General features: G+C 46.9%; 43 protein-coding genes and 1 rRNA gene. 2 read left to right on the plus strand and 42 right to left on the minus strand.

Annotated features, from left to right (window positions below; genetic code table 11):
* The 3 genes from CBW46_RS19925 to CBW46_RS19935 form a co-directional block, all read right to left on the minus strand.
* Window positions 1–98 (minus strand): 16S ribosomal RNA (locus CBW46_RS19925); the annotation flags it as partial.
* Window positions 99–460: 362 nt separating this feature from the next.
* Complete coding sequence (locus CBW46_RS19930) at window positions 461–679, minus strand: hypothetical protein (RefSeq protein WP_089201716.1); 219 nt, start codon at window positions 677–679, stop codon at window positions 461–463.
* 170 nt (window positions 680–849) lie between these two features.
* On the minus strand, window positions 850–1,467 hold the full coding sequence (locus tag CBW46_RS19935) for a stage II sporulation protein M (protein ID WP_089201717.1): 618 nt from the start codon (window positions 1,465–1,467) through the stop codon (window positions 850–852).
* 123 nt (window positions 1,468–1,590) lie between these two features.
* Between CBW46_RS19935 and pdaB the strand changes: the two genes are divergently transcribed.
* Window positions 1,591–2,376 carry a polysaccharide deacetylase family sporulation protein PdaB gene (pdaB, locus tag CBW46_RS19940; RefSeq protein ID WP_089201718.1) on the plus strand — a complete coding sequence of 262 codons (786 nt, stop codon included), beginning with the start codon at window positions 1,591–1,593 and terminating at the stop codon, window positions 2,374–2,376.
* Window positions 2,377–2,399: 23 nt separating this feature from the next.
* Here pdaB and CBW46_RS19945 read toward each other — a convergent pair whose 3' ends face one another.
* On the minus strand, window positions 2,400–2,996 hold the full coding sequence (locus CBW46_RS19945) for a KinB-signaling pathway activation protein (RefSeq protein ID WP_089201719.1): 597 nt from the start codon (window positions 2,994–2,996) through the stop codon (window positions 2,400–2,402).
* Window positions 2,997–3,135: 139 nt separating this feature from the next.
* Here CBW46_RS19945 and gerD point away from each other — a divergent pair, with 139 nt between their 5' ends.
* Window positions 3,136–4,131: a spore germination lipoprotein GerD gene (gene gerD / locus CBW46_RS21545; RefSeq protein WP_207802346.1), complete on the plus strand. Its 996-nt coding sequence runs from the start codon at window positions 3,136–3,138 to the stop codon at window positions 4,129–4,131.
* A 190-nt stretch (window positions 4,132–4,321) separates the two neighbouring features.
* Here the strand turns inward: gerD and CBW46_RS19960 are convergent, their stop codons facing one another.
* The 38 genes from CBW46_RS19960 to rpsJ form a co-directional block, all read right to left on the minus strand.
* Window positions 4,322–5,404 carry an Mrp/NBP35 family ATP-binding protein gene (locus CBW46_RS19960; RefSeq protein ID WP_089201720.1) on the minus strand — a complete coding sequence of 361 codons (1,083 nt, stop codon included), beginning with the start codon at window positions 5,402–5,404 and terminating at the stop codon, window positions 4,322–4,324.
* Between the two features lie 63 nt (window positions 5,405–5,467).
* Window positions 5,468–6,223, minus strand: coding sequence for an N-acetylmuramoyl-L-alanine amidase CwlD (cwlD, locus tag CBW46_RS19965; protein WP_089201721.1), 756 nt, complete (start codon window positions 6,221–6,223; stop codon window positions 5,468–5,470).
* A 90-nt stretch (window positions 6,224–6,313) separates the two neighbouring features.
* Window positions 6,314–7,477, minus strand: coding sequence for a sulfate adenylyltransferase (gene sat / locus CBW46_RS19970; RefSeq protein ID WP_089201784.1), 1,164 nt, complete (start codon window positions 7,475–7,477; stop codon window positions 6,314–6,316).
* Between the two features lie 26 nt (window positions 7,478–7,503).
* The gene (locus CBW46_RS19975) at window positions 7,504–8,196 is read right to left on the minus strand and encodes a phosphoadenylyl-sulfate reductase (protein WP_089201722.1); all 693 of its coding nucleotides are present in this window, start codon (window positions 8,194–8,196) and stop codon (window positions 7,504–7,506) included.
* A 210-nt stretch (window positions 8,197–8,406) separates the two neighbouring features.
* Window positions 8,407–8,799 (minus strand): 30S ribosomal protein S9, encoded by a 393-nt coding sequence (gene rpsI, locus CBW46_RS19980; protein WP_089201723.1) that lies wholly within the window; start codon window positions 8,797–8,799, stop codon window positions 8,407–8,409.
* A 20-nt stretch (window positions 8,800–8,819) separates the two neighbouring features.
* On the minus strand, window positions 8,820–9,257 hold the full coding sequence (gene rplM, locus CBW46_RS19985) for a 50S ribosomal protein L13 (RefSeq protein ID WP_089201724.1): 438 nt from the start codon (window positions 9,255–9,257) through the stop codon (window positions 8,820–8,822).
* Between the two features lie 206 nt (window positions 9,258–9,463).
* Entirely contained in the window at window positions 9,464–10,234 is a 771-nt protein-coding gene (gene truA / locus CBW46_RS19990; protein ID WP_089201725.1) for a tRNA pseudouridine(38-40) synthase TruA, read from the minus strand.
* An 87-nt stretch (window positions 10,235–10,321) separates the two neighbouring features.
* A complete protein-coding gene (gene rplQ / locus CBW46_RS19995; protein ID WP_089201726.1) occupies window positions 10,322–10,687 on the minus strand; it encodes a 50S ribosomal protein L17 in 366 nt (121 codons plus the stop codon).
* A 35-nt stretch (window positions 10,688–10,722) separates the two neighbouring features.
* A complete protein-coding gene (locus CBW46_RS20000) occupies window positions 10,723–11,667 on the minus strand; it encodes a DNA-directed RNA polymerase subunit alpha (protein ID WP_089201727.1) in 945 nt (314 codons plus the stop codon).
* A gap of 125 nt (window positions 11,668–11,792) precedes the next feature.
* Window positions 11,793–12,188 carry a 30S ribosomal protein S11 gene (gene rpsK, locus CBW46_RS20005; protein ID WP_089201728.1) on the minus strand — a complete coding sequence of 132 codons (396 nt, stop codon included), beginning with the start codon at window positions 12,186–12,188 and terminating at the stop codon, window positions 11,793–11,795.
* Window positions 12,189–12,209: 21 nt separating this feature from the next.
* Entirely contained in the window at window positions 12,210–12,578 is a 369-nt protein-coding gene (gene rpsM, locus CBW46_RS20010) for a 30S ribosomal protein S13 (RefSeq protein WP_089201729.1), read from the minus strand.
* A 15-nt stretch (window positions 12,579–12,593) separates the two neighbouring features.
* Window positions 12,594–12,707, minus strand: coding sequence for a 50S ribosomal protein L36 (gene rpmJ, locus CBW46_RS20015; protein ID WP_003333770.1), 114 nt, complete (start codon window positions 12,705–12,707; stop codon window positions 12,594–12,596).
* A gap of 169 nt (window positions 12,708–12,876) precedes the next feature.
* Window positions 12,877–13,095, minus strand: a complete 219-nt coding sequence (gene infA / locus CBW46_RS20020; RefSeq protein ID WP_009676800.1) for a translation initiation factor IF-1 — start codon at window positions 13,093–13,095, stop codon at window positions 12,877–12,879.
* Between the two features lie 2 nt (window positions 13,096–13,097).
* The gene (locus tag CBW46_RS20025; protein WP_089201730.1) at window positions 13,098–13,406 is read right to left on the minus strand and encodes a KOW domain-containing RNA-binding protein; all 309 of its coding nucleotides are present in this window, start codon (window positions 13,404–13,406) and stop codon (window positions 13,098–13,100) included.
* Window positions 13,407–13,414: 8 nt separating this feature from the next.
* Entirely contained in the window at window positions 13,415–14,167 is a 753-nt protein-coding gene (map, locus tag CBW46_RS20030; RefSeq protein ID WP_089201731.1) for a type I methionyl aminopeptidase, read from the minus strand.
* Entirely contained in the window at window positions 14,167–14,817 is a 651-nt protein-coding gene (locus CBW46_RS20035) for an adenylate kinase (protein WP_089201732.1), read from the minus strand. Before CBW46_RS20035 ends, map begins: the two co-directional genes overlap by 1 nt.
* A gap of 85 nt (window positions 14,818–14,902) precedes the next feature.
* A complete protein-coding gene (gene secY, locus CBW46_RS20040; RefSeq protein WP_089201733.1) occupies window positions 14,903–16,204 on the minus strand; it encodes a preprotein translocase subunit SecY in 1,302 nt (433 codons plus the stop codon).
* Complete coding sequence (gene rplO / locus CBW46_RS20045) at window positions 16,204–16,644, minus strand: 50S ribosomal protein L15 (RefSeq protein ID WP_089201734.1); 441 nt, start codon at window positions 16,642–16,644, stop codon at window positions 16,204–16,206. Before rplO ends, secY begins: the two co-directional genes overlap by 1 nt.
* A gap of 38 nt (window positions 16,645–16,682) precedes the next feature.
* A complete protein-coding gene (gene rpmD, locus CBW46_RS20050) occupies window positions 16,683–16,871 on the minus strand; it encodes a 50S ribosomal protein L30 (RefSeq protein ID WP_089201735.1) in 189 nt (62 codons plus the stop codon).
* Between the two features lie 11 nt (window positions 16,872–16,882).
* The gene (rpsE, locus tag CBW46_RS20055) at window positions 16,883–17,380 is read right to left on the minus strand and encodes a 30S ribosomal protein S5 (RefSeq protein ID WP_089201736.1); all 498 of its coding nucleotides are present in this window, start codon (window positions 17,378–17,380) and stop codon (window positions 16,883–16,885) included.
* Between the two features lie 26 nt (window positions 17,381–17,406).
* Window positions 17,407–17,775 (minus strand): 50S ribosomal protein L18, encoded by a 369-nt coding sequence (gene rplR, locus CBW46_RS20060; RefSeq protein WP_089201737.1) that lies wholly within the window; start codon window positions 17,773–17,775, stop codon window positions 17,407–17,409.
* Window positions 17,776–17,969: 194 nt separating this feature from the next.
* Window positions 17,970–18,512 (minus strand): 50S ribosomal protein L6, encoded by a 543-nt coding sequence (gene rplF / locus CBW46_RS20065; protein ID WP_089201738.1) that lies wholly within the window; start codon window positions 18,510–18,512, stop codon window positions 17,970–17,972.
* 32 nt (window positions 18,513–18,544) lie between these two features.
* Window positions 18,545–18,943: a 30S ribosomal protein S8 gene (rpsH, locus tag CBW46_RS20070; protein WP_089201739.1), complete on the minus strand. Its 399-nt coding sequence runs from the start codon at window positions 18,941–18,943 to the stop codon at window positions 18,545–18,547.
* 33 nt (window positions 18,944–18,976) lie between these two features.
* Window positions 18,977–19,162 carry a type Z 30S ribosomal protein S14 gene (locus CBW46_RS20075; RefSeq protein ID WP_089201740.1) on the minus strand — a complete coding sequence of 62 codons (186 nt, stop codon included), beginning with the start codon at window positions 19,160–19,162 and terminating at the stop codon, window positions 18,977–18,979.
* A 36-nt stretch (window positions 19,163–19,198) separates the two neighbouring features.
* Window positions 19,199–19,741, minus strand: a complete 543-nt coding sequence (rplE, locus tag CBW46_RS20080; protein WP_089201741.1) for a 50S ribosomal protein L5 — start codon at window positions 19,739–19,741, stop codon at window positions 19,199–19,201.
* Between the two features lie 32 nt (window positions 19,742–19,773).
* Window positions 19,774–20,127, minus strand: coding sequence for a 50S ribosomal protein L24 (rplX, locus tag CBW46_RS20085; RefSeq protein WP_089201742.1), 354 nt, complete (start codon window positions 20,125–20,127; stop codon window positions 19,774–19,776).
* Between the two features lie 125 nt (window positions 20,128–20,252).
* Entirely contained in the window at window positions 20,253–20,621 is a 369-nt protein-coding gene (gene rplN / locus CBW46_RS20090) for a 50S ribosomal protein L14 (protein WP_089201743.1), read from the minus strand.
* A gap of 40 nt (window positions 20,622–20,661) precedes the next feature.
* Window positions 20,662–20,925 (minus strand): 30S ribosomal protein S17, encoded by a 264-nt coding sequence (gene rpsQ / locus CBW46_RS20095; protein WP_089201744.1) that lies wholly within the window; start codon window positions 20,923–20,925, stop codon window positions 20,662–20,664.
* Window positions 20,926–20,949: 24 nt separating this feature from the next.
* Window positions 20,950–21,150 carry a 50S ribosomal protein L29 gene (gene rpmC, locus CBW46_RS20100; protein ID WP_089201745.1) on the minus strand — a complete coding sequence of 67 codons (201 nt, stop codon included), beginning with the start codon at window positions 21,148–21,150 and terminating at the stop codon, window positions 20,950–20,952.
* The gene (gene rplP / locus CBW46_RS20105; RefSeq protein WP_089201746.1) at window positions 21,140–21,574 is read right to left on the minus strand and encodes a 50S ribosomal protein L16; all 435 of its coding nucleotides are present in this window, start codon (window positions 21,572–21,574) and stop codon (window positions 21,140–21,142) included. Before rplP ends, rpmC begins: the two co-directional genes overlap by 11 nt.
* Window positions 21,575–21,576: 2 nt before the next feature.
* Window positions 21,577–22,242 carry a 30S ribosomal protein S3 gene (gene rpsC / locus CBW46_RS20110; RefSeq protein ID WP_089201747.1) on the minus strand — a complete coding sequence of 222 codons (666 nt, stop codon included), beginning with the start codon at window positions 22,240–22,242 and terminating at the stop codon, window positions 21,577–21,579.
* Between the two features lie 13 nt (window positions 22,243–22,255).
* On the minus strand, window positions 22,256–22,591 hold the full coding sequence (gene rplV, locus CBW46_RS20115; protein WP_089201748.1) for a 50S ribosomal protein L22: 336 nt from the start codon (window positions 22,589–22,591) through the stop codon (window positions 22,256–22,258).
* Between the two features lie 43 nt (window positions 22,592–22,634).
* Window positions 22,635–22,916, minus strand: a complete 282-nt coding sequence (gene rpsS / locus CBW46_RS20120) for a 30S ribosomal protein S19 (RefSeq protein ID WP_089201749.1) — start codon at window positions 22,914–22,916, stop codon at window positions 22,635–22,637.
* A gap of 39 nt (window positions 22,917–22,955) precedes the next feature.
* On the minus strand, window positions 22,956–23,786 hold the full coding sequence (rplB, locus tag CBW46_RS20125) for a 50S ribosomal protein L2 (protein WP_089201750.1): 831 nt from the start codon (window positions 23,784–23,786) through the stop codon (window positions 22,956–22,958).
* Between the two features lie 33 nt (window positions 23,787–23,819).
* Complete coding sequence (gene rplW, locus CBW46_RS20130; protein WP_089201751.1) at window positions 23,820–24,110, minus strand: 50S ribosomal protein L23; 291 nt, start codon at window positions 24,108–24,110, stop codon at window positions 23,820–23,822.
* On the minus strand, window positions 24,110–24,733 hold the full coding sequence (rplD, locus tag CBW46_RS20135) for a 50S ribosomal protein L4 (protein ID WP_089201752.1): 624 nt from the start codon (window positions 24,731–24,733) through the stop codon (window positions 24,110–24,112). The genes rplW and rplD overlap by 1 nt, the downstream gene beginning before the upstream one ends.
* Before the next feature lie 26 nt (window positions 24,734–24,759).
* The gene (rplC, locus tag CBW46_RS20140) at window positions 24,760–25,383 is read right to left on the minus strand and encodes a 50S ribosomal protein L3 (RefSeq protein WP_089201753.1); all 624 of its coding nucleotides are present in this window, start codon (window positions 25,381–25,383) and stop codon (window positions 24,760–24,762) included.
* A 51-nt stretch (window positions 25,384–25,434) separates the two neighbouring features.
* Window positions 25,435–25,743, minus strand: a complete 309-nt coding sequence (rpsJ, locus tag CBW46_RS20145) for a 30S ribosomal protein S10 (protein ID WP_013921163.1) — start codon at window positions 25,741–25,743, stop codon at window positions 25,435–25,437.
* Between the last annotated feature and the right edge of the window lie 147 nt (window positions 25,744–25,890).

Consider the following 25,890-nt stretch of genomic DNA (forward strand, 5'->3'; position numbering starts at 1 on the left):
CCGCCGCTAATCTCACCCGAAGGTGAGATCCGCTCGACTTGCATGTATTAGGCACGCCGCCAGCGTTCGTCCTGAGCCAGGATCAAACTCTCCAATAAAGTGCTGCGTTAGCAGCGGTCTATCAGCTAAGCTTGTCTTAAGCTCAAAAACTAATGCTAGCGAGAATTTTCATTCTCTTTATTTTACACTCACTCGTTGTTCAGTTTTCAAAGGGCAATATCTTTTCAAACACGAGCCACTAGCCATCACCCGCAATCGCGATCGTTAAACCTTAACCGATTTGGATTGCGTTGCTGTTTTAGCAGCGACTTTTATACTATATCACATTCGCCCAGCCCAATGCAAGTGTTTTTTTTGAAACATCATTCATTTGGGCTTTCGGAACGTTGCTGCCGTTTTTAGCGGCGAAAAATAATGTACCACAGCCAGTTATCTAAAGTCAACCCCCCAATACAATTTTTTAACGCGGCATCCTGCTCCTCGCATATTTAGATATCTCTTTCGGCGACGCCAGACGTGCATACATCCGGAATACCACGCGGTAGCGGGACTCAATCGCCAGCCTGATGTCTGAGTCGATGCGTTTATCATTCAAGTCGAAGAGCATCTCATCGAGCTCTTTTCTTAACACATAATCCAACTCTCTGCACTCTCTTGCGTTAAACAAAAAACCTAGCACAGTCCATGTACCCCTTTCGCTGTTTAAACTCACGCTGTATTTGGATACAAAAAAAGTATGCTGTAAAAAACACATATACTTTTGTTATGTTTAGGCGCTTTTTAACAGCATACTATCGCACAGCAAAGCGTATCGTTCTGCTTTACTGTTATGCTCATATATGGGTGTTTTTATGCCGCTGGTTCAGGGGCGACCAGCCAATACGTGATGGTACTTTCAATCACTGCTGCAATGCCCAAAGAGATCACCAATACCAACACAGCTGGTCCGAGCGCCTTAGTAAAGTCGCGCAGCTGTTCTTTTTTAGCTACCAACCCGCCCGGTCTGATGGCGCCGATCATGGTTTTCAATATGAGTACTCCAAATCTCAGCCCAAACGCGCAAGCGAAAATAATCGCAGGAATCTCGATTACGCCATGCGGCAGAATGCCGGCCAGAAAGTGTGCCAATGATACCTTCTTCGTCGCGGCCACTCCTACATATCCGAGCAGTAGACCATTTGACAGCAAAAAAAATAACGGCAGGATACCGAAGAAAGCGCCGAGAGCGATGATAAGAATAGACTTCGAGGTGTTATTCAAAAAAATAAGCCAAAATAAAGTCATCTGCGGATTGGGTTGGTTTTCAATGGACTCGGTCAGTTGCCGCAATCCCGCCAATTGCTCGTCAATAAACGCCTGGAATTGGTCGGCGAATCCCACCCCCATCACGACGCCTACTGCGAACACCAATGCGGAAGCTATAAAATAATATTTCATTAGCTGCATCTGCCGCCAAAGATTCCTCATTTGATCATCTCCTATGTTGTCACTTTTCTGCTAGGCATATCTCTCTTGTCCCAGCATACATTTTATTAACTGATTTTATACAAGCCCTGCCTGTGAGACCGAGGGGCAAAAGGAGGCGTCACGGTGAATTATTTCTATGTGATGAACGGTAAAAAACTTAAACAAGCTTTGTTCATCACCGTCGCAGTCATATTCGCTATCGGAATTATATACTCCGAGCGCAGTAATGTGACCGTGTTCTCCCAAGGTGAGCCGGCGGCGGTCTATTCTGTTCCAACGGAGCAGAAAGTCATCGCGCTTACGTTCGATATTAGTTGGGGGGATGTACGCACAGAACCGATTTTAAAGGTTTTGGAAGATAAGGGGGTTAAGCAGGCGACATTTTTCCTCGCCTCCCCCTGGGCTCAAAGCCACGCGGAAATTGTAAGCAAAATTGTCAAAGGCGGCTGGGAAATCGGCAGTCACGGACACAAGCATGTGAATTACAGCAGCCTTAGCGATGAAGACATTCGCAAGCAGATCAGTACCTCGGATCAGATTTTGAAAAAGGTCACAGGGCAAAAACCCAATCTAATCCGACTGCCGAACGGGGACTTTGATAAACGGGTGCTTCGGATCGCGGATGAACTCAACTATTCTGTCATTCAATGGGATACGGATTCAATGGATTGGATGAACAAAGGCGTGGACGATATAGTGAATCGGGTGGTAGGCCAAGCACATCCTGGTAATATCGTACTGCTGCATGCCAGCGATTCCTGCAAACAAACACATGAGGCACTGCCAATAATCATCGATCAACTGCGGTCGAAAGGTTATGAATTTGTCACAGTGAGTCAGCTGATGAAACAAGCTCAAGTGGACAACAAGCCGCCGGTAGAAGATAACACCTTGAATCAATTTCAATAGCCAAGGTACAAAAAAGAGCCGTGTTACAGCGGCTCTTTTTTGCTGTCCAACACCTTCGACAAAATTAAGATTTGCCATGCATTGCTGGCTAATAAAGGGGCCATCATAAACATCGTGGAGGCGGAACTGTTGATTCTCAACGCCGGCACCGCTTCAATGGCGGACACGGCAGTCATAAAAAATAACGTAGGAATAAAGCCGTTGCGATTTGTGAGTTTCACCTTTACTAAGGCAACGATCACGCCAACACACAGCATCGCCACCGGCAAAATCGCATAAGCGGACCAGTGACCCACCTCATCCGCTGCACGCAAATAAATCAGGTCAAATAGCGCTATCAACACTAGCAAGATCTGCACTATGTCCCATATCCATTTGCTGCGCACCAACCCCATGGCAAAAAAGCGTATGATCAGGTACGCGAAAAAGCCCATCTGGCTTAGCACACTAATCATCGCGCCCCCCAACAGCATCGTTGCCGCGTTAAACCCTATCGCCATTCCATCGTTGAAGTAAAATTGTTGGTCGTTAGCCTGTAATATAAGACCAATAATGAGAGCTGACACGGCACCTACCAACAGAGTTGTCCAAAATAAGTAGAACCATTTCCTCAATGTCACCGTGCGTACCCCCAAATTGCAGATGTCCAGATGTTAATTGTACCAACGTTCACAGTAAAAAGCTAATATGCAAAAGCGTGAAAATAAGGCATTTTGGCGAATAATAAGGCCATCATTCAAGTGGAAGGAGTCTGTATCAATGATGTTAAGACCTTGGTTGAAGTCAGTTCCGCTGTTTATTGGCCTGATACTTTTATCCGCATGCGGCGCAGACGATGACAACGCGCAACCATCGCCCACAGCGAATTATCGTGATACTAAAATGATGGTTTTGGATATTTTGAACACAGATGACGGGCAAAAAGCGATACGTTCTGCTAGTCAGGGTCAAGGCGACGGCGGCCGAGGCGGCGGTGGTCAAGGCGGCGGYGGTCAAGGCGGCGGCGGTCAAGGCGGCGGCGGTCAAGGCGGCGGCGGTCAAGGCGGCGGCGGTCAAGGCGGCGGCGGTCAAGGCGGCGGCGGTCAAGGCGGCGGCGGTCAAGGCGGCGGCGGTCAAGGTGGCGGCGGCCAAGCAGGCCAAATACAGCTGCTCTCCCCCGGCGATGCGTACCATATACAAATAGCTGTGAAGGATGTACTAACGGACGTCAACAACAATCAAATCCTGCGTTCTGTGATGACCGATCCGAGGTTTGCGAGTCAATTTGCTCAAGCACTGCAGGCCGACTTGAAGCAGCTCCACAGAGATTTATTGAAAGATCCTGAATATCAGCGTGCTTTGATCAGCATAATGAACAGCCCGGAGTATCAGCGAGTGCTATTGGATACAATGAGAACCCCGCAATACCGGCTGCAAACCAGAACGGTTTTACAGGAGTCCATGCAAAGTCCAATGATACGTATGGATCTAATGAATATTATGCGACAAGTGCTGGAAGAAGAAACACAGCCGCAGGCGCAAAGCCAGGGCGGTGACGGTCAAGGAGCCGCCGCTCAGGGCGGTGGTGGCGAAGGTGGCGGCGGTCAAGGCGGCGGCGGTCAAGGCGGCGGCGGTCAAGGCGGCGGCGGTCAAGGCGGCGGCGGCCAAGGCGGCGGCGGCCAAGGCGGCGGCGGTCAAGGCGGCGGCGGTCAAGGCGGCGGCGGTCAAGGCGGCGGCGGTCAAGAGGGTGGAAAGAAGAAAAAGCAGGAGTCATAGCTGCCTTTGTTGTCAAATATAAAAAGGACAGGCGCGGGCCTGTCCTTTTCAATTTGCTTCGTGCGAATGGGCTGCTGGCGAATACTTTCGCGAGTTACTCATTGGTTTGAGATTTTTGCACAGGTCACTACTTGCTGGCACATATCTAGCTGGCATACAGGTTTCCGCGCCTGATGGCGGTGGTCACGCGCTACCTCAGCTTGGCAATGACTTGCTGTGCGAGATCCATATATAATTTCCCCGTCTCAGATTCTGCCTTGTAGACAGACGGTGAGTAATCAGGCTCAGCGATATGATTGTCCGGCGCGCCCAGCGGCAGCTGCGCCAACAATTGTGTATGCAGCTCCTCCGCAAGCTTGCCGCCACCACCACGGCCGAAAACATAATCCTTCTCGCCACAGTGGTTGCACTGGTAGTACGACATGTTCTCAACCACACCGAGCATCTCATGCTTTGTGTGGATGGCCATGGCACCTGCTCTAGCAGCGACGAAGGCCGCTGTTGCGTGAGGTGTTGTCACAATGATTTCCTTGCTATGGGGGATCATTTGATGGACATCCAGTGCGACGTCACCGGTGCCCGGAGGTAAATCCAGGAGTATATATTCCACGTCACCCCAATTTACTTCCTGGAAGAAGTTTCGCAACATTTTTCCCAGCATGGGCCCGCGCCATATGACTGGCGTATTGTCCTCCACAAAAAAGCCCATAGAGATCACCTTTACGCCAAAACGTTCAACAGGGATAATCCGATTATGTACGAGCTCCGGTCTCTCCTCAATGCCTAGCATATCGGGAACACTGAAGCCGTATATGTCCGCATCAACGATACCGACCTTTTTGCCCATCCTGGCAAGCGCTACAGCCAAATTGACCGTGACGGTGGATTTACCAACTCCCCCCTTGCCGCTTGCTACCGCAATAAAATGCACGCCAGACGCCGGATCAAGAATATCTCGCACGGCACTGTCCGCTGGCTGCACCTCCACCGCAGACTCCTGGAGCTTGCGCGCCGCTTCGTTTCTGTCAAACTCAGACAAGGGCCGAAAGCGCAAATGCACTGAACCTGCGCCAGCCTGTTGGAACGCTTTCACAATCTGTGACTCTAGGCTGCGTTTATACTGTTCATCTTCCACCGACAGCAGTACGGTGGCGGAGACATGGTCTTCTTTTATCATAATATCCCGGACAAAGTGAAGCTCAGCCAAATCCAAATGGAACTCCGGGTCTTGCAAATGACGTACCGCGTGCAATAATTGCTCTTTCGTTACCACATTGTCACCTCAGACGCTAGATTGTTTTACACTGATCACTGATGCTATTATAACATAATTTGCTTATGGATTAACCTTTTCGCCGGAGTAGTAACGCAGAACCCCCTGATAGATGGATGCGGCGATTTTCTTTTGATACGCTGTGGTTTTTAATAGGTTGGCTTCCGTTGGGTTCGATAAAAAACCGACTTCCACGAGTGCACTGGGGATTTTCAATGTCTTCAGCAGGTACACTTCGTTAGAAGTAGGCCGGGCTAACCGGTCCGTATTTTTGAGATTTTTCCGGATCTCATCTTGAATTAATGCCGCTAACAATGCATTATCTTTATGGTTTGGATAGTAAAAGGTCTGCGCCCCTGACCAGCGGGGAGACGGTATGCTGTTCAGGTGGATACTTAAAAATAAATCCGATTTCTGTGCTGTGATGAATTGCGCTCTCTTGACTAAGTCCTCCGTCTTGCGCTTGCTATACCCTCTAGTGGAGGAATCGGCCAAATCTTTGTCTTCTTCACGAGTCATCACAACCAACGCTCCCGCCTGCTGCAGATAATCTCGCAGGTGGAGCGTAATAGCAAGGTTAACGTCTTTCTCAATCAATCCTTCTCGACTTTGTGCCCCGCCATCGGGTCCACCATGCCCCGGATCAAGAGCTATTTTTTTTCCGGACAAAGGCATCGTCCAACTCGTCCACGTACCGGCGGCAGGCAGCTCATAGGTGAATATAAACAGCATCAGCGCCACCAGAAGTGCGGACATAACGAGCTTCAAGCCTCCGTGCATATTCATCCATACAACGACCCTTTTCCGTCTGCTAAACATAAAAAATCCACCTCATGTCCAATAGATTCTCTAACATCTATATGGGACGAGGTGGACAATTATACCTTTCGCTCAACGGCACGTGCGCTGCTACTCTTGCATACCTTCAATCAAAATTTGCGCCACTTCCGGTCGAGTAAACTCCTTTGGTGGACATTGGCCCTCCCTCAGCAGTGCGCGTACTTTGGTACCCGATAAGTGCAAATGGTCAGCGGCGTCGTGCGGACACGTCTTGCTCGATGCCATGTTGCCGCATTTGGTACAGAAAAAGCTGTGTTCAAAGAAAAGTGGAGTGATTCCCAATTCTTCTGCAGTAAAATTGCTGAATATTGCCTGAGCTTCATAGGTACCATAATAATCACCAACGCCAGCGTGATCACGGCCAACGATGAAATGACTGCATCCGTAGTTCTTGCGCACCATTGCATGAAAAATCGCTTCACGCGGACCCGCATAGCGCATGGCGGCCGGGAATACACCTAGGAATACGCGATCCTTGGGATAATAGTTTTCCAGCAGCACGAGGTAACTTCGCATACGAACATCAGCCGAAATATCATCTGATTTGGTCTCACCGACAAGCGGATTCAAGAACAAAGCGTCGACGATTTCCATCGCACTTTTTTGAATATACTCATGGGCACGATGCACTGGATTGCGCGTCTGGAAGCCGACCACTGTTCTCCATCCCTTTTCCGCAAAAAGGCGGCGAGTATCTGCCGGATCGAAATAGAACTCTTCAAATTTTTCCGGCTTTGGGCGGTTTAGCACCTGAACTGGGCCGCCGACGTAAACGTTAGATCGCGAGAAAAGCTTTTGTACGCCGGGATGTGCCGTGTCATCGGTTTTAAAAATTTTCACCGCTTCATTCTTTTGGTCTACTTCATATATGCTTTCCACATCAAGTATGCCGTACACTACATCGTCATGCTCGCCGACCAATGCAACACGCTCACCAGCTTTCAATGCTTCGGCGACACCAGCCTGCACCGCTAAAGTGATTGGGATACTCCAAACGGTTCCGTCCGCGAGCCTCATATTTTCAACCACTAACTTATAGTCAGCCTCTACCATGAATCCTTTTAGGGGTGAGAACGCGCCCACACCAATCAAATCTAAGTCTGCTATCGTCCATGTGTTGATTTTTAGTTGGTATAAGCCTCTGGCCTGCTCAAGCAGATTTTCTCTTTCCGCGCCCTGCATGACCCGGTTAATTAATGTGCCTCCATGAGGACGAATGGTTTCTGCACCCATTATTTGCAATGCCTCGCTTTCCTTAGTTATTTGTGAAGTCCACACTCAGTTTTTTCTGTTCCGGCCCAACGGCCTGCTCGCGGATCTTCACCAGGCATCACTTGGCGTGTGCAATGTGAACAGCCAATGCTTGGATAGTGGTTGTCATGTAGTGGATTATAGATAACATTATTATTTTTGATATAATTCCATACGTCTTCGGATGTCCAATCCGCTAATGGGTTAAATTTCACCAATCCGAACTTAACATCGTACTCTACTTTCTTCGCATTCGCACGGGTAGGAGCCTGATCGCGGCGGATACCGGTGATCCATGCGTCATAGTTTTTCAGAATGTCGGTAAGCGGATCCACCTTGCGGATATTGCAGCATTGGTTTGCATTGCTCTTCCACAGCTCGTCTCCATGCAGCTGAGCTTGCTCTTCCAGAGTCAGCTTAGGCAGTACCTGAACGAATTCAACGCCGTAGTGCTGCTGCAGCCTATCACGGGTTTCGTATGTTTCTTTGAAATGAACGTTAGTGTCAAGATAGAAAATATCTGTTTTGGGGCTAACCTTCTGCAGCATATCCACCAAAACCACATCCTCAGCGCCAAAGCTACAGGCCAAAGTAATGCTCGCAAATTTATCCACAGCCCATGTAATCAATGCCTCTGGAGTTTGCTTTTCAAACAACTCCGCCGCTTCTTGGATTAACTGTTCCTTTTCAAATAGATTCATCGTTTTTCCTCCCGCAATTTAATTCCGAGTATCTTAATCTGATTTATGGTATATGCCTTATTATAATCATCAAGAACTTTTTGTCAATTTAATTTTTTCTTGGGCTACCTACAGTATATTGCCTACTGGATTGTTGGTGAATCGGATAAAATAAAAAAACCTTTCCACCAGAACAGTGAAAAGGTTTTTGTGTTCGTATATATTGATCGATTAACGTTTGGAGAACTGAGGTGCACGACGAGCGGCTTTCAAACCGTATTTTTTACGCTCTTTCATACGAGGATCGCGAGTAAGGAATCCGGCTTTTTTCAAAGAGCCGCGGAACTCAGGATCAGCCTTCAAAAGAGCTCGGGAAATCCCGTGACGAATGGCACCGGCTTGTCCGGAGATGCCTCCGCCATTAGCGATTACCAAAACATCATACTTACCCAATGTCTCTGTAAGGTTCAACGGTTGTTTCACAATCAACTTCAATGTTTCTAGACCAAAATAATCATCCAGGTTACGTTTGTTAACTACAATACGGCCCTCGCCTGGTACTAGACGTACACGAGCTACCGAATGCTTACGACGACCTGTTCCGTAATATTGAACTTGTGCCACAAGATTGTCCTCCCTTTATACTAACCGCGAAGTTCCCAGACTTCAGGTTGTTGTGCTTGGTGCGGATGCTCCGAACCAGCGTACACTTTCAATTTCGTTTTCATGCTGTCACCAAGACGAGTCTTTGGAAGCATGCCGTGAACGGCTAATTCAATTACACGCTCCGGTTTGTTGTTGATCATATCTTGCGCAGATGTAACTTTCAAACCGCCGGGATGCAACGAGTGACGGTAGTACATCTTATTTTGCATTTTCTTACCGGTCAATTTAATTTTCTCAGCATTAATGATGATTACAAAATCCCCGCTGTCCACATGAGGTGTGAACTGAGGCTTGTGCTTACCGCGAATGATGCTAGCGGCTTCACTTGCCAAACGGCCTAAAGTTTTGTCGGTTGCATCAATAATGTACCATTTGCGCTCAACTTCATTTGGCTTAGCCATATATGTGCTACGCATTCGTTTTCCTCCTAAACAATTTTGCACTTCGGTGCTCGGTGTGATGGCAATGACGCAGCTTTGAGAGGTCATCCATCATCAAATCTATCTGCATCATAGTTTTATATTTAAGTTAAGTTTGGCCCTGCCTTGATCCGGGGCCGTGGGTGGAGCCGATCAAGAAACGCCAATTGATATTATACTACATCCCATAATATAAATCAACTCTAGTTGGTGGCCTGATCGTATACTACTTCCCAAAGGGTTAAGCCATGCGCCATGGCGGTGGGACCAGCTTTCGCCCGATTCTGAGCCTCCAGAATCTCCTTGATCGAATCACTGGTTCGTTTGCCTTCTCCCACTTGCAGCAATGTCCCCACAATGATGCGTACCATATTGTATAAAAACCCGTTACCAGTCACATAAATATGAATAGCATACGAATTCAGAAGGGGGTCTAGCGGCTCACACTCCAGTCTAGCCTTAAGGATGGTCCTGATATTCGACAGCTTCGTGGAACGTACCGAGCAAAATGACGTGAAGTCGTGTCGGCCCAGCAACCATTGGAGCCCGGCTTGCATGGCATCCGTATTCAGCGGCGTGGGATGATGAAATTCATAGTGTCTCTTGAATAAGTCCGGATGCCGACCGCAGCGAATGGTATAGCGGTAAGTCTTTTGTACAGCAGACCTGCGCGCATGAAATGTGTCAGCCACCTCTTGCGCATTACTGACCACAATGTCCGGAGGCAGAAGACTATTCAATGCCAGACACCATCGATGTACAGGAATCTTGGAAGCCGTGTGAAAGTTAATCACTTGGCCACGGGAATGCACTCCTGCGTCAGTACGACCTGATGAGGTGATTTTGATCGTCTCCCCTGTCAGAGACAGAAGCGCCCCTTCCAAAACATCCTGCACCGTATTCTTAATAGGCTGTGTTTGAAAACCGCTGTAGGATGTTCCATCATAGCTAACGGTCATGCGAATGTTGCGCACATCTGACCTCCGTATGTTTCGAAGCTGAGACTACAAAAAAAAGGGTTTCATCAGAATCGAGAGATCCCGTCCACCCTTTCCACCTTTTTATGCACGATCTACAAGCTCTAGATAAACCATTGGTGCCGCGTCACCGCGACGTGGTCCGAGCTTCAAAATTCTTGTGTAACCACCTTGACGTTCTGCGTAACGTGGAGCCAAGTCAGAGAACAACTTCTGGATCGCGTCCTGGCTCTCATTAGCAGCCTCGCGGCGTACAAAGGCAGCCACTTGCCGGCGAGCATGAAGATCTCCGCGCTTTGCCAATGTGATCAATTTTTCTGCGATCGAACGTAATTCCTTCGCCTTAGCTTCAGTCGTTTGAATACGCTCATGTATGAACAAGTCGGTTACCAGGTCACGGAATAAAGCTTTACGCGCACTGGAGTCACGACCTAACTTTTGGTATGCCATTCTGTGCAACCTCCTTCTGCTTAATTGTAGACGCCCTAGTCTTCCGCTCTCAGGCCAAGACCCAGCTCTTCGAGCTTTTCTTGCACCTCTTCCAGAGATTTGCGTCCGAGATTACGAACCTTCATCATGTCTTCTTCGGTTTTCGTAATCAATTCTTGTACCGTGTTGATGCCTGCACGCTTCAGGCAATTGTAAGAGCGAACGGAAAGATCAAGCTCTTCGATGGTCATCTCAAGCACTTTCTCTTTTTTGTCCTCTTCTTTTTCCACCATGATCTCAGCGTCTTTCGCTTCGTCCGTTAAGCCGACAAACAACATTAAGTGCTCCGTCAAAATCTTCGCGCCTAAGCTAACTGCTTCTTCCGGTCGAATACTTCCATCGGTCCAGACTTCGAGGGTTAGTTTGTCATAGTTGGTAACTTGACCGACGCGAGTGTTTTCTACGCCATAGTTAACGCGCGTAATCGGAGTGTAAATCGAATCAATCGGTATTAATCCGATCAACTGATCCTCTTTCTTGTTCTTATCAGCTTGAACATATCCGCGGCCTCGATTGGCATGAATCCGCATATGAAGTCGTGCATCGGAGGCTAGTGTAGCGATATGCAAATCCGGATTGAGGATTTCCACATCACTGTCACCGCGAATATCGCCGGCTACAACATTTCCTTCACCTTCGGCGTCGATTTCCAACACTTTTTCCTCGTCGGAATGAATCTTCAGCGATAGCCCTTTGAGGTTCAGGATAATCTCCGTAACATCTTCCACGACGCCAGGCACAGTGGAAAACTCATGCAGAACGCCGTCGATTTGAACGGAAGTTACCGCTGCTCCCGGGAGGGAGGACAGTAGTATTCTGCGAAGCGAGTTTCCCAGAGTTGTTCCATAGCCTCTTTCCAATGGCTCTACTACGAACTTGCCGTATGTGCCATCTTCGCTCAATGATACGGTTTCTATCTTCGGCTTTTCGATTTCGATCACTTATAACCCTCCTTCAAAACGTCGTTTCCCTTTGGATAACTTAAGACGCATAAAACGTGCAGTATTTCTACCCAAACAGTATTTACACAATTTGGAGATTTATACTGCTTCCTCGTGATCCTGTATTAGACACGACGACGTTTCGGAGGACGGCAACCGTTATGTGGAACAGGAGTCACGTCTTTGATTAGATTAACTTCCAAGCCTGCAGCCTGCAAAGAACGGATAGCCGCTTCACGACCTGCACCAGGACCTTTAACCATAACCTCTACAACTTTCATGCCATGTTCCATAGCAGCCTTCGCTGCGGATTCAGCAGCCATTTGTGCTGCGAACGGAGTGCTTTTACGGGAGCCTTTGAAGCCCAGGTTACCGGCACTTGCCCATGAAATTGCATTACCATGAGGATCTGTGATAGTGACAATAGTGTTGTTGAACGTAGAGCGGATATGTGCCACTCCAGTGTCAATATTTTTCCGATCACGACGTTTGGTACGAACTACTTTTTTAGGTTTAGCCATGTTAAGTGTTAACCCCCTTTACTATTTTTTCTTGTTAGCTACAGTACGACGAGGACCTTTACGCGTACGGGCATTAGTCTTAGTCCGTTGTCCACGAACAGGCAAGCCGCGGCGGTGGCGAACACCACGATAGCAACCGATTTCGATCAAACGCTTAACGTTTAACGAAATTTCACGGCGAAGGTCACCTTCAACCTTAACTGTTTTGTCGATCGCGTCACGGAGCTTACTTACTTCATCTTCCGTCAAATCGCGAACGCGGGTAGTTTCGCTAACACCTGTGCTAGACAGAATCTTTTGAGCTGTGGTTGTACCGATACCGAAAATGTAAGTCAACGCGATTCCCACGCGCTTATCACGAGGCAAGTCTACACCAGCAATACGTGCCATTAAACGAGCACCTCCTTAACCTTGTTTTTGTTTATGCTTAGGGTTTTCGCAAATTACCATAACATTACCTTTGCGACGAATGACTTTGCATTTTTCGCAAATAGGTTTGACCGATGGTCTTACTTTCATTTTTATTACCTCCTGAGAGTTTTTCGGGAGAAAAACTTACTGCAAAAGCGATACTGAGCCAGATGGAACCAGCTTAGTTCGCCAGAGTATGTTGTGAAAGAAAACTTACTTCCCCAAGGGCACTGCCCCTGTGTGTCCAGCTGCAGGTAGCAAGCTTTCCTCATGTCATTTATTTAAAACGATAGGTTATACGGCCTCTGGTTAAATCATAAGGTGAAAGTTCCACCGTCACTTTGTCACCCGGCAGGATCCGGATAAAATGCATTCTGATTTTACCGGATACATGAGCAAGTATTTTATGACCGTTTTCCAGTTCCACCTTAAACATTGCATTAGGAAGAGGCTCAATCACTGTACCTTCAACTTCAATTACATCCTCTTTGGCCACAGTCATTCTCCTTTCTCTTGTGCTTCTGATTTCTCTTGATCCACATACCTGTGTATAGCAAACCGCAGTTTACCATTGGTCACGCGACCGCTGTCTTTCAAGCTGTTCACTACTTCGCTGCTGACCTTTTGCAGCAATTCGAGGTGATTCACGCTTTTCTTCTTAGGATGATCGAACTTCCGTTTGTCGCCGTCAGCAATCCAGACGAATCGTTGGTCTTCGACGCCAATTATGACGGCGTACTTCCCGGGATCTCTGCCACGAATTATCCTAACAATTTGTCCAAGTTGAGGCAGGTTTACCGAATTCACTCTATCACCTACGTTCCAGACTTGGTTAGGATCTCATGCCCGTCTGGAGTAATAGCGATGGTATGCTCAAAATGCGCGCACAGTGTGCCATCCACCGTAACAACCGTCCAATTGTCCCCCAATGTTTTCACGTACCTTTCACCGGCGTTCACCATTGGTTCGATTGCTAATACCATACCTGGCTTCAGACGAGGACCTCGTCCTGGCAGCCCGTAATTCGGAATTTGCGGCTCTTCATGAAGCTCCGTGCCGATTCCATGTCCTACATATTCCCGAACAATTGAAAAACCCTCATTCTCCACGTACTTCTGAATCGTATGAGAAACAGTGAACAATCGCGCGTCCGGCTTGGCTTCTGCCAGTCCCTCGTATAGACTGCGTTCCGTTACCTCTAACAGCCTTTGAGCTGAATCCGAAATGTTGCCTACGCCGTAAGTCCAAGCAGAGTCTCCATGATATCCTTGGTACTGAGCACCGATATCTAGGCTGATAATGTCACCATCTTTCAGCTTACGCCCACTGGGTATGCCATGAACCAATTCATCATTGACTGAAGCACAGATGCTGCCAGAAAAACCGTTATAGCCTTTAAAAGATGGGATTGCGCCCTGACTGCGAATGAAATTTTCTGCGATTTGATCCAGTTCTTTCGTTGTAATATCGGGCTGAATGGTTTTTTTCAACAAGCGATGCGTTTCGGCAACAATCCGTCCGGCTTCCCTCATTAAATCCAATTCAGCAGCTGACTTACAAATGATCATTACGCTTGCCCTCGCAATAGTGAACTGATTTGTGCAGTAACCGTATTTATCTCTTGCTCACCGTTAACCTCACGCAAGTTTCCTTTGTCACGATAATACGACAACAATGGTGCCGTCTTGTTCATGTACTCATCAAGGCGAGTACCTACTTTTTCTTCGGTATCATCCGATCTTTGATACAGTTCACCTGAACACTTATCACACACATTTTCTGCTGCAGGAGGGTTAAACAAGACATGATACGTAGCTCCACATGCTCTACAGATCCTTCTTCCAGTCAATCGAGCTAGAAGCAAGTTGCGATCAACACTCAAGTTAATGACATGGTCGATACTTCTTCCCATGGACTTCAGTATCTCATCAAGGGCTTCCGCCTGAGATATCGTGCGTGGAAATCCATCCAGTAAAAAACCGCGTTCACAATCAGGCTGCTGTAATCTCTCTTTTACGATTCCAATCGTAATTTCGTCAGGCACAAGCAGACCCTGATCCACATATTTTTTAGCCTCTAAACCTAGCGGCGTTTCTTGTTTCATTGCTAACCGAAACGCATCACCTGTAGAAATATGCGGGATTTGAAATTCATTGACGATGCTTTCCGCCTGCGTACCTTTACCTGCACCAGGAGGCCCCATAAAGATAACGTTCATTCAGATTTCCTCCCCATCACATCAAGTGATGCTAACAGCACAATAGGTGCCGATAGCTAAACAATCAACTACCAGAACCTATTTGCTATTTATTAATGAAACCCTTGTAATGACGCTTGATCAGTTGACTCTCGATTTGCTTCATCGTTTCTAAACCAACACCTATCACGATCAATAAAGAGGTACCGCCAATGCTAACAGATGCAGGTAGGTTAGCCACTTTACCAAGAATCATCGGCAGAATGGAGATCAGGGCGAGAAAAATCGCGCCCGACAAGGTAATGCGTGTCATCACTCTTGTGAGGTAAACAGAAGTGGTTTTACCAGGACGAATCCCAGGAATGTAACCGCCGTTCTTTTTCATCTGGTCCGCCATTTGCTCAGGGTTAATTTGCACAAACGTATAGAAGAATGTAAAACCAATAATCAGAAGCACATACAAGGTCATTCCGACCGGATGAGTATAACTCAGGTTCGTAATAATCCACTGCGCAACCGGATTTCCCGCCCAAAAGCTGGCAATCGTAGGAGGAAACACGAGAAGCGAGAGTGCGAAAATCACGGGAATCACACCTGCCGCATTAACCTTCAATGGGATGTGTGTGGATTGGCCGCCATACATTTTCCGACCAACTACGCGTTTTGCATATTGCACCGGTATCTTACGAACACCTTGCTGAACAAATATGACGCCTGCAATCATCGCAATGATCACAACAACGAGAATCGCAACCTTCGCAATGTTAAGGAATAAAGCTTCCCCGGCATCGGCCAACTGAGTGACATAGATTTGTGAAATTGCAGTAGGTATCGCAGCCACAATCCCAGCGAAAATGATAATGGAAATACCATTCCCAATGCCTTTCTCAGTGATCTGTTCCCCTAACCACATCAGAAATGCAGTTCCAGCGGTGAGAACTATCGCAATCAAAGCAAAGGTAGTGAACGTTGGGTTAACAACCAAGCCAGCATACATGCGGTTAAACCCAATTGCCAATCCGAATGCCTGTATAATCCCCAAGACAATAGTGCCGTAACGGGTAATTTGCGCTAGCTTCTTCCTGCCCACTTCTCCTTCTTTAGCCCATTGAGCAAACCTTGGTACGACATCCATCGATAACAACTGGACGATGATGGATGCTGTAATATAAGGCATAATCCCCATCGCAAAGATGGAGAATTGGAAAAGCGCGCCGCCGGAAAAAGTATTCAACAAACCAAAGACGCCAGTTGTATTGGCCTGGTCTTGCAGTCTGAGAATCTCTGTGTTGATGTTAGGTACCGGGATGAAAGCCCCAATTCTGTAGACGATCAGCACCAATAAGGTGAATAGAATTCGTCTTCTCAGATCGTCTACTTTCATAATATTGGCTATGGTACGAAACATTAAATCACCTCGGTTTTACCGCCGGCAGCCTCAATTTTATCTACCGCAGATTGGGAGAACTTGTTAGCCTTTACGTTCAGTTTAACCGTAATCTCGCCGTTACCCAAGATTTTGATTCCGTCTCTTGCGTTTTTCACGATACCGGACTCAAGCAGTAGTTCTGGTGTCACGTCAGTGCCAGCAGCAAACTTATTAAGTTCAGTTAGATTCACAACCGCGAATTCCTTGCGGAATTGGTTTGTAAATCCACGCTTCGGCAAGCGACGATATAGAGGATTCTGTCCTCCCTCAAAACCTGGACGAACACCACCACCGGAACGAGCATTCTGCCCTTTGTGACCGCGTGTCGCTGTTTTTCCCATGCCGCTACCTGTTCCGCGGCCTACGCGCTTGCGAGGCTTGCGAGCTCCAACAGCCGGAGTAAGTTCATGTAATTTCATCGTTTGCACCTCCTCTTGGTACATTTTGTTAGACTTATTTATGCTTCGATCTCTTTGACGTCAACCAAATGTTTTACTTGGTTAACCATTCCGCGAATCGCCGCGTTGTCTTGCTGTGTCACGGATTGGTTCAGCTTGCGCAGTCCCAACGAAGTCACAGTACGACGTTGAGCTTCCGGACGACCGATCAGGCTGCGTTTGAGGGTGATTTGTAATTGCTTAGCCATTGGTATCCCTCCTAACCTAATAGTTCTTCAACGGTTTTGCCACGCAGTTTTGCAACCTCTTCGGCACGCTTCAGACGCTGCAAGCCTTCAAGAGTAGCATTAACCATGTTGATGGAGTTAGAAGATCCTAGGGATTTTGTCAAAATGTCACCCACACCTGCGAGTTCCAACACCGCGCGAACAGGACCGCCGGCGATAACTCCGGTACCTTTAGATGCAGGCTTCAAAAGAACCTCGCCAGCTCCAAATTTACCGATAACCAAGTGAGGGATAGTAGTGCCAACGATAGGTACGTGAATCAGGTTTTTCTTGGCATCTTCGATACCTTTGCGAATCGCATCAGGTACTTCGCCAGCTTTCCCGATTCCTGCGCCTACCCAACCGTTGCCGTCGCCAACTACAACCAATGCACTGAAGCTAAAACGACGTCCGCCTTTTACTACTTTAGCTACACGATTAATGTTAACAACTTTTTCAGTTAACTCTAAAGTATTGGGATCAATACGCAAGTGACTTTACCTCCTTATATGTTTGCTTAAAACTCAAGACCTGCTTCACGCGCTGCGTCAGCCAAAGCTTGCACGCGTCCGTGGTACAAATATCCTCCGCGGTCAAATACGACTTTCTGAATACCGTTTTTCTTCGCGCGCTCTGCAATTAACGCTCCGACCTTACGAGCCGCTTCTACATTACCGCCGTTTCCAAGGCCGTCTCTCAACTCTTTATCCTGAGTCGATGCAGATGCAATGGTAACACCGTTCACGTCGTCAATCAGTTGGGCGTACACATGCTTGGAGGAACGGAAGATATTCAAACGAGGACGTTGAGTTGTTCCTTCGATTTTCTTACGTACACGCAGGTGTCTTTTCAAACGAGCCTTGTTTTTATCACCTTTAGTAATCATTCGAGTGTCACTCCTTTCAGCGTTGAGTGTAACTATCGCAACCGCGATAATTTAGCATCTTAAGCTTTAACTATCGCAACTGAGATATTTAGCATCTTAAGCATTAGTTGGAACCGTCGATTCCATGCTTGATGCCGCAAGAAAATGTAGTGCTACGCCGCGCACATGCCTGCATTGCTAACAAACTACTTTTCTTACTTCTTCTTACCGGCTTTACCTTCTTTGCGAAGAATGCGCTCGTTTTCGTACTTAATGCCTTTACCTTTATAAGGCTCAGGCTCACGCACGGAACGGACTTTCGCAGCAGTTGCGCCGACCAATTCTTTATCAATACCTTTTACGATCACTTTCGTGTTAGACGGAACTTCGAACTCGATTCCCTTTTCAGGCTCGATCTCAACCGGGTGGGAGTAACCAACGTTCAACACCAGCTTGTTGCCAGTCTTGTTCGCGCGGTAACCTACGCCGACCAAATCAAGGTTTTTACTAAATCCTTCAGTCACACCGCTAATCATGTTAGCAACCACACTTCTTGTTGTACCATGCAGCGAGCGATGTAATTTATTATCAGAAGGGCGCTCTACGGAAACTTCGTTGTCTCCAACAACTACCTTCATATCTCTGTGTAATTCGCGGCTCAAAGCGCCTTTTGGACCTTTCACCGTAAGAACACCGTTATCCAAAGTAACATTTACGCCATTTGGAATTGTAATTGGCTTACGACCAATACGGGACATGGTATGCACCTCCGTTCATTCAAAATTCTGTATTACCAAACGTAGCAGATTACTTCTCCGCCGGCCTTGGACTGACGAGCTTCCTTATCCGTCATCACGCCATGGGAAGTGGAAATGATCGCGATACCTAAACCGCCCAGTACGCGTGGTACCTCTTGGCTTTTTGTGTAAACACGCAAGCCTGGCTTGCTGATTCTTTTCAATCCGGAGATAACACGTTCATTGTTTGGACCATATTTCAAGAACAGACGAATGATCCCTTGTTTGTTATCTTCGATATATTCAGCGTCACGGATAAAGCCTTCCTTCTTGAGGATCTCAGCGATCTCTCTTTTAACCCTCGAAGCAGGAATTTCTACCGTTTCATGACGCACAACGTTTGCATTACGAATGCGTGTAAGCATATCTGCAATTGGATCTGACATCACCATTTATTGTGAACCTCCTTCCCGAAACTAGGGTAATTACCAGCTTGCTTTTTTAACGCCAGGAATCTGGCCTTTGTATGCCAATTCACGGAAACAAATTCTGCAAATTTTGAATTTCCGTAGAACCGAATGTGGACGACCGCAACGTTCGCAGCGAGTGTATGCCTGCACTTTGAATTTGGGCGCACGCTGCTGCTTCACTTTCATTGAAGTTTTTGCCACTTGTCTTTTACACCTCCGGGGGCTGACCGCCTCAAATTACTTCGAAAACGGCATGCCTAATTGTGTTAATAGTTCACGGGACTCTTCATCTGTTTTCGCTGTCGTAACAATAACGATGTCCATACCCCGCACTTTGTCTACTTTATCGTATTCGATCTCTGGGAAGATCAATTGTTCTTTCAGACCCAATGTATAGTTGCCGCGGCCGTCGAATGCTTTGGATGAAACACCGCGGAAGTCACGCACGCGTGGTAGAGCCACGTTGAACAATTTGTCCAGGAAATGATACATGCGCTCACCGCGCAATGTTACTTTCACGCCGATAGGCATATTTTCACGCAATTTGAAACCTGCGATTGATTTTTTGGCTCTAGTGACTACCGGTTTTTGACCAGCAATAAGCTGCAGGTCTTGTACCGCTACATCCAAAACTTTCGAATTGGATACCGCTTCGCCGACACCCATATTGATAACAACCTTCTCAATCTTCGGCACCTGCATAACAGAGGAGTAGTCAAACTTCTGCATCAACGAAGGTGTAACTTCGTTAAGAAAACGTTCCTTTAATCTTGCTGCCATGTTTCGTGTACCTCCTTTCCTAACTGCTACTATTAATCAAGCACTTCACCGGATTTTTTAGCAATACGCACCTTGTCACCGTTATCCATTTGCTTGTAGCCTACGCGGGTAGGTTCACCACTTTTTGGATCAACCAGCATTACGTTGGATACATGGATCGGTGCTTCTTGAGTAATGATACCGCCTTGTGGATTCGCTTGGGATGGCTTGGTGTGCTTCTTAATCAGGTTCACACCTTCTACCAACACGCGGTTTTCACGAGGGTATGCTGCGATTACACGACCTTTTTTACCTTTGTCCTTGCCAGTAATCACAAACACATTGTCATCCTTTTTCACGTGCAGTTTGTTGTTGTGGGACTCCAATTTCTTGGCTTGCTTTGGCATTGATTTTCCACCTCCTGAGAACGTCCGTCAGAACGTCGGCTTCAAAACTTACACAGTAGTCGTTGTCATTCACACAACCCTGGTAAGGAAATACTTATATCACGCTGCCGCAGATACGGCCGTTATTAGATAACTTCAGGTGCAAGAGAGACGATTTTCATAAAATCTCTGTCACGAAGTTCGCGAGCAACCGGTCCAAAGATACGAGTTCCGCGAGGACTCTTATCATCTTTTACGATAACAGCTGCATTCTCATCGAAGCTGATGTAAGAACCGTCTTTACGACGCGCACCACGCTTCGTACGTACGATAACAGCTTTAACTACATCACCTTTTTTGACAACGCCACCTGGTGTTGCTTCTTTTACCGAGCAGATAATCAAATCTCCGATGTTACCTACACGACGACCAGTGCCACCCAATACGCGGATGCACATAAGTTGCTTCGCACCAGAGTTGTCAGCCACATTTAAACGAGATAGAGGTTGAATCATTGTCTAAACCCTCCTTTCGGAATTGATGCATCATGCATTTTTAAATGATAACCGCTTTTTCAACCACTTCGACTAGTCTCCAGCGCTTGTCTTTAGACAGCGGACGAGTTTCCATGACTCTCACAACATCACCGATTTTGGCTTCATTGTTCTCATCATGTGCTTTGAATTTCTTCGTATATTTAATTCTCTTGTGGTAAAGATCGTGTTTTTTATATGTTTCAACAGCGATTACGATGGTTTTATCCATTTTGTCGCTAACGACTTTGCCCAGTTGAGTTTTACGTTCATTGCGTTCACTCATTGGAAAATCCTCCTCTCTGTTTCATTAACTAATGATGCCCAGTTCTCTTTCACGCAAAACAGTCTTTGCACGAGCAATCTCTTTGCGGACTTCTCGAATCTGAACTGGGTTTTCCAGTTGACCGGTAGCTAGTTGAAAACGGAGGCTAAAGAGTTGTTCCTTAAATCCGGCAATCTTTTGTTCGATCTCAGCAGTGGTTAAGTTGCGAAATTCACTAGCTTTCATTTGCTTCACCACCTACATCTTCTCTTTTAACAAACTTCGTTTTGATTGGCAGTTTGTGAGAAGCAAGACGCATTGCTTCGCGAGCAACCTCTTCACTTACACCAGCCAATTCAAACATGATTTTACCTGGCTTAACAACGGCAACCCATTTTTCTACGTTACCTTTACCGCTACCCATACGAACTTCAAGCGGCTTTTGCGTAATTGGCTTAGCAGGGAAGATTTTGATCCATACTTTACCGCCACGTTTGATGTAACGAGTCATCGCAATACGGGCAGCTTCTATTTGACGGTTGGTGACCCAAGCCGGCTCCATCGCTTGCAAGCCGTATTCGCCGAAACTAACTTCAGCTCCACCTTTAGCACGACCACGCATTTTGCCGCGGTGCTCTTTACGGTGTTTTACACGTTTAGGAACTAACATGATTAGTTGCCTCCTTCCGTTACAGCTTTTTTCTTAGCCGTTGGAAGAACTTCACCGCGATAGATCCATACTTTTACACCGATACGACCGTAAGTAGTGTGAGCTTCCGCTGTACCATAGTCGATATCCGCACGCAATGTATGAAGAGGTACTGTACCTTCGCTGTAGCCTTCTTGTCTGGCGATTTCCGCTCCACCCAATCGACCGCTAACTGATGTTTTGATACCTTTTGCCCCGGCTCTCATCGTTCTTTGGATAGCTTGTTTCATCGCACGACGGAACGATACACGGCGCTCCAATTGCTGTGCGATGCTTTCAGCGACAAGAATCGCATCCAGCTCAGGATTTTTGATTTCCGCAATGTTGATATGAACCTTTTTACCGTTCGATAGCTCAGCAACACGAGCGCGAAGAACTTCGATCTCCGCTCCACCTTTACCGATAACCATACCAGGCTTAGCCGTATGAATAGTTACATTAACACGGTTAGCGGCACGCTCGATGTCAATGTGAGATACAGCTGATTCTTTCAGCTTTTGCTTCAAATATTCACGAATTTTAACGTCTTCCAATAACAGATCGCCGAAGTCTTTGCCAGCGTACCATTTGGATTCCCAGTCACGGATAATCCCAATTCTAAGTCCTACCGGGTTTACTTTTTGACCCACACGTTATCCCTCCTTATTTTTCAGATACCACTACTGTGATGTGGCTGGTACGTTTATTAATTCGGCTCGCACGTCCCATAGCGCGAGGACGGAATCTTTTCATCGTCGGACCTTGGTTAACATACGCCTGGGAAATTACCAAGCTGTTAGGATCCAAAGAGTAGTTGTGCTCAGCGTTCGCAATCGCAGAGTTCAGAACTTTCTCAACAATTGGAGATGCTGCTCTCGGTGTGTGGCGCAGAATGGCAATCGCTTCGCCCACCTGCTTACCGCGGATTAAGTCGACCACCAGCTGCGCTTTACGAGGAGCAATACGAACGAATCTTGCAATGGATTTAGCTTCTTGCATGGAAGGACCTCCTTTCATTCACAACTCATTTCAAGCAAAGCGATTAGCGCTTGCCTGTTTTCTTGTCGTCACCGTGACCTTTATACGTACGGGTTGGAGCAAACTCACCCAGCTTATGGCCAACCATATCCTCCGTAACATATACCGGCACATGCTTTCTACCATCGTATACCGCAAATGTATGACCGATAAATTGCGGGAAAATAGTAGAGCGGCGAGACCAAGTTTTGATTACCTGTTTCTTTGCAGTGTTGTCGCCAATCGCTTCAACCTTCTTCAACAGATAGTCGTCTACGAAAGGACCCTTTTTCAAACTACGACCCATATTTCGTTCCTCCCTTCTTTTACCGTTCCGAGAAATGAATTACTTCGTACGACGACGTACGATATATTTATCAGAAGCTTTGCCTTTTTTACGAGTTTTGTAACCGAGAGTTGGCTTGCCCCAAGGAGACATCGGGGATTTACGGCCGATTGGAGCGCGACCTTCACCACCACCGTGAGGGTGATCGTTCGGGTTCATAACAACCCCGCGCACTTCAGGTCTTTGACCCAACCAACGGGAACGTCCAGCCTTACCGATTTTGACCAATTCGTAGTCTTCGTTACCTACGGAACCAATTGTGGCACGACAAACTTTCAATACTCTTCTTACTTCGCCGGAAGAAAGACGGATTGTTACATACTTATCCTCTTTACCGAGCAATTGAGCTTCTGTACCGGCTGCACGAACCATTTGTCCGCCTTTACCTGGCTGTAGCTCGATATTGTGAATCACAGTACCTACTGGAATGTTTTCCAAAGGCAAAGCGTTACCGATCTTAATGTCGGCTCCTGGACCGGAAACCACTTGATCGTTTACTTTTAATCCTTTTGGAGCAAGGATATAACGCTTTTCACCATCAGCATAGTGAATCAAAGCAATGTTAGCGGAGCGGTTTGGATCGTACTCGATAGTAGCAACGCGTCCTGGTATTCCATCTTTGTTACGCTTGAAATCGATGATACGGTATTTACGCTTATGTCCACCACCTTGGTGACGAACCGTAATTTTACCTTGGTTGTTACGCCCTGCTTTTTTGCTCAAAGGTGCGAGCAGCGATTTTTCGGGTGCGGCAGTCGTAATTTCTTCAAATGAAGCAACCGACATGGCACGTCTTGCGGGCGACGTTGGTTTATATTTTTTGATTGGCACTAGGATTCCCTCCTTACTTTCAAAGATTTTGTATTACACAGACTCAAAAAACTCAAGTTCTTTGCTGTCTGCGCTGAGCGAAACAACTGCTTTTTTCCATTCGGATGTGTATCCGGAGTAGCGACCATAACGCTTCGGCTTCGCGGGCATTCTCAACGTATTCACGTTCGTTACTTTCACATTGAAAATCTGCTCGATCGCCTGTTTGATTTCCGTTTTGTTTGCACGAAGTTCTACTTCAAATACATACTTTTTCTCGGCCATCATATCACTTGTACGTTCTGTGATCACAGGGCGCTTAATAATGTCTCGAGGGTTCTTCATTACGCAAACACCTCCTCTACCTTCTGTACCGCGTCCTTAGTAATGATCAGCTTGTCATGTACCAGAACATCAAGCACGTTAATTCCGTCAGCGGCAACAAACTTAACGCCTGGGATATTGCGCGCGGACAATGCTACGTTTTCGTCATAACCAGCTGTAACCACCAAAGCCTTACGGTCTACTTTTAGATTGTTCAGAATCGCTGCAAAATCCTTCGTCCGAGGTTGGCTCAGTTGCAGTTGATCCAATACGATGATCTCATTGCCGATTACCTTGGAAGATAGGGCAGATTTGATCGCGAGACGACGAACTTTTTTAGGAAGCTTGTAAGCATAGCTGCGAGGAGTCGGTCCGAAAACCACACCGCCGCCTTTCCATTGAGGAGCGCGAATACTACCTTGACGAGCACGGCCAGTACCTTTTTGTTTCCAAGGCTTACGTCCACCGCCACGAACTTCGGAACGACCTTTTACTTTATGAGTACCAAGACGTAAGGAAGCGCGCTGCATTAAAACTGCTTCATTCATAACGTGGGAATGTGGTTCGATACCGAACACGGAATCCGCTAGTTCAACTTCTCCGATTTGTGAACCACTTACATTGTATAATGCTACTTTTGGCATCTGATTGTCCTCCTTTCCTGCTTTACTTAGTGCTTAACTGTAGATTTAAGACTTACCAAGCTATTTTTAGGTCCTGGAATGGAGCCCTTGATCAAAAGAACGTTGCGATCAGGATCAACCTTCACAACTTCAAGGCGTTGAATGGTCACTGTTTCAGCACCCATATGCCCTGGCAGTTTTTTACCTTTAGGAACGCGGTTCGCTTGGATAGAACCCATAGAACCTGGTCCACGATGGTAGCGAGAACCGTGAGCCATTGGACCCGTTGCTTGATTGTGACGCTTGATAACACCTTGGAATCCTTTACCTTTGGAAGTACCCGTTACATCAACGAATTCACCTTCTGAGAATACGTCAGCTTTGATTTCTTGGCCAACCTCGTATCCAGCACCCTGAACACGGAATTCTTTAATGTAGCGCTTAGGTGTTGTGCCAGCTTTCTTTGCGTGGCCCAACTCAGGCTGGTTCGCATTCTTTTCTTTCTTATCTTCAAAACCGATTTGGACAGATTCGTAACCGTCATTGTCGAGATCTTTCTTCTGTAACACAGTGCAAGGTCCCGCTTGAATTACGGTCACTGGAATCACCGAACCGTCTGGAGTGAACACTTGAGTCATTCCAAGTTTCTTACCTAAGATACCTTTAGTCATCGTTGACACCTCTTTTCCTCTCATACATTCATCTATTTATACACATGTGAATTACAATTTAATTTCGATATCCACACCGGACGGCAGATCCAAACGCATCAGCGCATCAACTGTTTGCGGTGTTGGATTTACGATATCGATCAAACGCTTGTGTGTGCGCATTTCGAACTGTTCGCGCGAATCTTTGTATTTATGAACCGCACGCAGAATCGTAATGATTTGCTTTTCAGTAGGCAACGGTATCGGACCCGATACGCCTGCACCGGAACGCTTAGCCGTGTCTACAATTTTCTCAGCGGACTGATCCAAGACTCTGTGATCATAAGCCTTCAAACGAATACGAATTTTTTGCTTTGCCATAGTATTCCCTCCTTCTATCGCCCAATTTAGTATCGGACATACTCCGTGAAAATCTCCTGACTCGGTCCCTATGGCAAAGGGGCCGGGTGTGTCAGCAACCTCTCACATCAACGCAACGTCACAGACCAACGTTCACTATTATATAAA

The organism is Paenibacillus xerothermodurans (assembly GCF_002220865.2).
Lineage (GTDB): Bacteria > Bacillota > Bacilli > Paenibacillales > NBRC-103111 > Paenibacillus_S > Paenibacillus_S xerothermodurans.

Bases quoted from the DNA above. Each gene is read 5' to 3' on its own strand.
- rplM (WP_089201724.1), bottom strand. From the start codon at position 9,257: ATGCGTAGCACATATATGGCTAAGCCAAATGAAGTTGAGCGCAAATGG.
- rplV (WP_089201748.1), bottom strand. From the start codon at position 22,591: ATGCAAGAAGCTAAATCCATTGCAAGATTCGTTCGTATTGCTCCTCGT.
- rplP (WP_089201746.1), bottom strand. From the start codon at position 21,574: ATGTTAGTTCCTAAACGTGTAAAACACCGTAAAGAGCACCGCGGCAAA.
- rplF (WP_089201738.1), bottom strand. From the start codon at position 18,512: ATGTCCCGTATTGGTCGTAAGCCAATTACAATTCCAAATGGCGTAAAT.
- rplO (WP_089201734.1), bottom strand. From the start codon at position 16,644: ATGAAATTACATGAACTTACTCCGGCTGTTGGAGCTCGCAAGCCTCGC.
- rpsQ (WP_089201744.1), bottom strand. From the start codon at position 20,925: ATGAGTGAACGCAATGAACGTAAAACTCAACTGGGCAAAGTCGTTAGC.
- rplC (WP_089201753.1), bottom strand. From the start codon at position 25,383: ATGACTAAAGGTATCTTAGGTAAGAAACTTGGAATGACTCAAGTGTTC.
- rpsM (WP_089201729.1), bottom strand. From the start codon at position 12,578: ATGGCACGTATTGCTGGTGTAGACTTGCCTCGTGATAAGCGCGTGGGA.
- map (WP_089201731.1), bottom strand. From the start codon at position 14,167: ATGATCATTTGTAAGTCAGCTGCTGAATTGGATTTAATGAGGGAAGCC.
- rplQ (WP_089201726.1), bottom strand. From the start codon at position 10,687: ATGGCATACCAAAAGTTAGGTCGTGACTCCAGTGCGCGTAAAGCTTTA.
- cwlD (WP_089201721.1), bottom strand. From the start codon at position 6,223: ATGTTTAGCAGACGGAAAAGGGTCGTTGTATGGATGAATATGCACGGA.
- rpmJ (WP_003333770.1), bottom strand. From the start codon at position 12,707: ATGAAAGTAAGACCATCGGTCAAACCTATTTGCGAAAAATGCAAAGTC.
- CBW46_RS20035 (WP_089201732.1), bottom strand. From the start codon at position 14,817: ATGAACGTTATCTTTATGGGGCCTCCTGGTGCAGGTAAAGGTACGCAG.
- CBW46_RS19975 (WP_089201722.1), bottom strand. From the start codon at position 8,196: ATGAATCTATTTGAAAAGGAACAGTTAATCCAAGAAGCGGCGGAGTTG.
- rpsS (WP_089201749.1), bottom strand. From the start codon at position 22,916: ATGGGTCGTAGTTTGAAAAAGGGTCCTTTCGTAGACGACTATCTGTTG.
- rpmD (WP_089201735.1), bottom strand. From the start codon at position 16,871: ATGGCTAAGCAATTACAAATCACCCTCAAACGCAGCCTGATCGGTCGT.
- rpsK (WP_089201728.1), bottom strand. From the start codon at position 12,188: ATGGCTAAACCTAAAAAAGTAGTTCGTACCAAACGTCGTGATCGGAAA.
- rplN (WP_089201743.1), bottom strand. From the start codon at position 20,621: ATGATTCAACCTCTATCTCGTTTAAATGTGGCTGACAACTCTGGTGCG.
- CBW46_RS19935 (WP_089201717.1), bottom strand. From the start codon at position 1,467: ATGAGGAATCTTTGGCGGCAGATGCAGCTAATGAAATATTATTTTATA.
- rpsH (WP_089201739.1), bottom strand. From the start codon at position 18,943: ATGGTGATGTCAGATCCAATTGCAGATATGCTTACACGCATTCGTAAT.
- rplW (WP_089201751.1), bottom strand. From the start codon at position 24,110: ATGAAGAACCCTCGAGACATTATTAAGCGCCCTGTGATCACAGAACGT.
- sat (WP_089201784.1), bottom strand. From the start codon at position 7,477: ATGGGTGCAGAAACCATTCGTCCTCATGGAGGCACATTAATTAACCGG.
- rplD (WP_089201752.1), bottom strand. From the start codon at position 24,733: ATGCCAAAAGTAGCATTATACAATGTAAGTGGTTCACAAATCGGAGAA.
- rpmC (WP_089201745.1), bottom strand. From the start codon at position 21,150: ATGAAAGCTAGTGAATTTCGCAACTTAACCACTGCTGAGATCGAACAA.
- rplR (WP_089201737.1), bottom strand. From the start codon at position 17,775: ATGATTACTAAAGGTGATAAAAACAAGGCTCGTTTGAAAAGACACCTG.
- rplE (WP_089201741.1), bottom strand. From the start codon at position 19,741: ATGGCAGCAAGATTAAAGGAACGTTTTCTTAACGAAGTTACACCTTCG.
- rpsJ (WP_013921163.1), bottom strand. From the start codon at position 25,743: ATGGCAAAGCAAAAAATTCGTATTCGTTTGAAGGCTTATGATCACAGA.
- secY (WP_089201733.1), bottom strand. From the start codon at position 16,204: ATGTTTCGTACCATAGCCAATATTATGAAAGTAGACGATCTGAGAAGA.
- rplX (WP_089201742.1), bottom strand. From the start codon at position 20,127: ATGCCAAAGCAAGCCAAGAAATTGGAGTCCCACAACAACAAACTGCAC.